4 protein-coding genes are annotated in these 3452 nt (G+C 70.8%); 3 read left to right on the top strand and 1 reads right to left on the bottom strand.

Features of this window, described 5'->3' with window-relative positions; translation table 11 throughout:
* Positions 1–97: adenosylhomocysteinase (locus ACFY5B_RS39415; protein ID WP_389980058.1), on the top strand; the 97-nt coding region annotated here is incomplete at its 5' end.
* A 133-nt stretch (positions 98–230) separates the two neighbouring features.
* Positions 231–845 carry a hypothetical protein gene (locus tag ACFY5B_RS39410; protein ID WP_389980073.1) on the top strand — a complete coding sequence of 205 codons (615 nt, stop codon included), beginning with the start codon at positions 231–233 and terminating at the stop codon, positions 843–845.
* A 126-nt stretch (positions 846–971) separates the two neighbouring features.
* Here the strand turns inward: ACFY5B_RS39410 and ACFY5B_RS39405 are convergent, their stop codons facing one another.
* Positions 972–1946 carry an RDD family protein gene (locus ACFY5B_RS39405; protein ID WP_389980070.1) on the bottom strand — a complete coding sequence of 325 codons (975 nt, stop codon included), beginning with the start codon at positions 1944–1946 and terminating at the stop codon, positions 972–974.
* Between the two features lie 128 nt (positions 1947–2074).
* Between ACFY5B_RS39405 and ACFY5B_RS39400 the strand changes: the two genes are divergently transcribed.
* Positions 2075–3082, top strand: coding sequence for a stage II sporulation protein M (locus ACFY5B_RS39400; RefSeq protein ID WP_389980067.1), 1008 nt, complete (start codon positions 2075–2077; stop codon positions 3080–3082).
* Positions 3083–3452: the final 370 nt, after the last annotated feature.

Below are 3452 nucleotides of genomic sequence, written 5' to 3'. Positions count from 1 at the left end.
GCTCGGCGTGAAGCTCACCACGCTGCGCCCCGAGCAGGCCGAGTACATCGGCGTGAAGGTCGAGGGACCGTTCAAGCCGGACCACTACCGCTACTGAGCCGAGCAGCACCGCTGCCGGCCGGCCGGTAACCGGTCAGATCCCCGAGGCAGGCCCCCGCACCCCCGTGCCGGGGGCCTGCCCCGTTCGCCCGCCCGGCGACCGGCCCAGCCCGTCAGGACCCAGGACCCCCATGCCCCGCGGCCGCTATTCGCTCCACGATCCGCACGATCACACCCCCCTCGCAGACGAACACTTCCAGTGCGCCCCCGGCCCCTCCGGCTGGCGCTACGTCTCCCAGCTGACCACCCCCGCAGGCGATCACCACGGCTCCGTCGACCTCACCCTCGACGAATTGGGCCGACCCATCCGCCTCGAACTCCACGCCGCCGCCTGGCAGGTCCGCGGCGCAGCCCTCGACGGCGTCACCTGGGTCCGTACCGACCCCACCGGGACCGAGGCCACCGAAGGCAATGTGCGCGCCCACGCCTTCACCGGCACGTCCCCGGCATTCCTCGTCGCCACCGCCCGTCTCCTGCGCCTCACCCCCTCCACAGCGGCCACCCGCGTACGCCTCGTCGCCTTCACGGACCCGGTCCTCGCCCCCCGCACCGTGGATCAGTCCTGGGCCTTGCTGAGAAGCGAAGCACACGCCACTGACAACGGCCCCCTGACCGTGGACGAATACCAGGTCACAGCCCTGGACACAGGCGAGCAGCACACCGTGCACCTCGCCGGGGACGTGGTGCTCGCGGCCCCCGGCATCGAGCTCGAAGACCTGGAATCACCACCGTCGGTCTTCACCTGAGCAGCGCGGGGGCCGGGCAGCCCTTCGGGTGGCGCCACGGTCCACACCGGCGTCGAACTGCCCGGCAGCCGCGTTCCGCCGGCGCTGCCTGCCTCCCCCCGCACTACGCCGGCCTGCCCCCGGGCACTACGCCGGCGGAACGAACCCGGTGCGGGGCCGCTCACCGGCCGAAGCCGCCGGTGGCACCGTCGGCTCTGCGGGCCGTTCCCGGTTGGACGGCCCGGACACCACCCCGGGCACCCCAGCCGGCGGTCGGAAGCCGACCGCGGCGCCGTACACGGCAGGAGCATCGGCTGTGGCGACCGGGTCGGCGGGCACCGGAACGGCGGCGGACGTCGCCGCCGGGGCCGCCTCGCTTCCGAAAGCCCGCCGGGCCTCCCGCGCCTGCCGTTCCTGCACGACCGCCGCCAGATACGCGGCCGGCGGCACACCGGGGGGCACCGGAGCCCCCGTACGCTCCGCCAGATCCGCCGCCAGCCGCTCCGCCATCGACCAGCCCACCTGCGGATCCAGATGCTGCATACGCGTCAGGTACTGCCGGACGGCGAGCCACAACCCGTCGGGCACCGCAGAGAGATCGAGCCCCGCGAACCGCCCGGACAGCCACGGCGGAGGAGGCGGTACGAAGCCGGTCCGCGCGACCGGAATCCGCTCCCGCACGACGAGCGTCCCGGCGAACACGTCTCCCAGCCGCCGCCCACGAGCCGACACGAACGAGGCGATGCAGGCGACGATCCCAAAGGTCATGAGGATCTCGATCACCCCGATCAAGCCCCTCACCAGCGCATGCCGGAACCGGATGGGGCCTCCGTCGTCCCGCACCACACGCAGACCGCACGCCATCTTCCCGAGCGACCGCCCGTGACTGAGCGTCTCCACCGCGATCGGCCCGCCCACCAGCACGAGAACGAACGACGCGATGGAAAGCGCCGTCCGCGCCGCCTCGTCGAGGGAGGCCGTGGAGGTGACCAGCACGATGGTCACCGCGACGTAGACCGCCATGGCCGCCACCAGATCGAGCAGCACGGCCAGCGCCCTGCTGGGCAGCCTCGCCGGGCGCAGCTCCAGTGCCACAGCCTCGCCCGTCACCAGCTCACTCACGCCCGCCGTCCTTCCCCTGCCCTGCCCCCGACAGGGCCAGTCTGCCAAGCTGAGGGCGCATCGCACCGTAGTACGACAAGCTGATCCACGACGAGCCTCCGACGACCAGCCGAGGAGCAGGCACACCGATGGACCTCGACGTCTTCGTCTCCGCCCACCGAGCGGAGTGGGACCGCCTCGAAGTGCTCATCCGCCGCCAGCGCCGCCTCGACGGCGCGGAGGCCGACGAACTCGTCACCCTCTACCAGCGCACCGCGACGCACCTCTCCCTGATCCAGTCCAGTGCCCCCGACCCGCAGCTGACCGGTCGGCTCAGCCAACTCGTGGCACGCGCGCGTGGTGCCGTGACCGGCACCCGACGCGCCTCCTGGCGTGACGTCACACGCTTCCTCGCCCACGGTTTCCCCGCCGCCGTCTACAAGTCACGGCACTGGTGGGTGCCCACCGCGCTCCTGTCCACGGCTGTCGCCGCCCTCCTGGGCTGGTGGATCGGCACCCACCCCGAGGTACAGGCCACGATCGCGGCTCCCAGTGAACTGAGGGAGCTCACCCGTCCCGGTGGCCAGTACGAGACGTACTACTCCAGCCATCCGGCCGCCAGCTTCGCCGCGCAGGTCTGGACGAACAACGCCTGGGCCGCCGCCCTGTGCCTCATCCTCGGGGTCTTCCTTGGGCTCCCGGTCCTCTGGATCCTCTTCCAGAACATGCTCAATCTCGGTGTCGGCATCGGCCTGATGTCCTCGGCCGGCCGCCTCGACACGTTCCTCGGCCTGGTCCTCCCGCACGGCCTCCTGGAACTGACCGCCGTCTTCGTCGCAGCCGGCACGGGCCTGCGCCTCGGCTGGACGCTCATCGACCCCGGCCCGCGGACGCGGCGCACGGCGCTCGCGGAGGAAGGCCGAGCGGCCATAGGCATGGCCATCGGTCTCGCCCTAGTCCTCTTCGTCTCAGGCGCCATCGAAGGCTTCGTCACCCCGTCCGGCCTCCCCACCTGGGCCCGCATCGCCATCGGCGTCGCCGCCGAAGTGGCCTTCCTGGCCTACGTCTACGTCTTGGGCGGCCGAGCCGCCCGCGCGGGCGAGACCGGAGACGTCGAGGCGGCGGAACGCAGCGCGACCGTCCCGACAGCCGCCTGATCGTCCCGCCGACCGCCGGATGTGCGACCACGTCCGTTCAACTGCTAGTCTCCTCTTCGCCCCACGGGAGCCGTTGACACGGCGAGCGCGGGGAGGTAGATTCGAACAGTTGCCTGGAGATGGGGTCTAGTCCCAGACCAGCCACAGTGAACATCTACCTGCTTCTTGAAACGTTGCTTTCATCGAAGCCTCTCCCGATGAATCGGAAATGAGCGGCCGGTTAGACCGGCCAAAAACTTCTGATAAAGTCGGAACCGCCGGAAAGGGAAACGCGAAAGCGGGAACCTGGAAAGCACCGAGGAAATCGGATCGGAAAGATCTGATAGAGTCGGAAACGCAAGACCGAAGGGAAGCGCCCGGAGGAAAGCCC

This window comes from Streptomyces sp. NPDC013187 (assembly GCF_042899705.1).
In the GTDB taxonomy this organism is placed as follows: Bacteria; Actinomycetota; Actinomycetes; order Streptomycetales; family Streptomycetaceae; genus Streptomyces; species Streptomyces hawaiiensis_A.
This window is presented reverse-complemented; position numbering and strand designations above follow the sequence as displayed.

What these genes read in the sequence shown, in the direction of transcription:
- ACFY5B_RS39400 (WP_389980067.1), top strand. Translation starts at nt 2,075, where the DNA reads ATGGACCTCGACGTCTTCGTCTCCGCCCACCGAGCGGAGTGGGACCGC.
- ACFY5B_RS39410 (WP_389980073.1), top strand. Translation starts at nt 231, where the DNA reads ATGCCCCGCGGCCGCTATTCGCTCCACGATCCGCACGATCACACCCCC.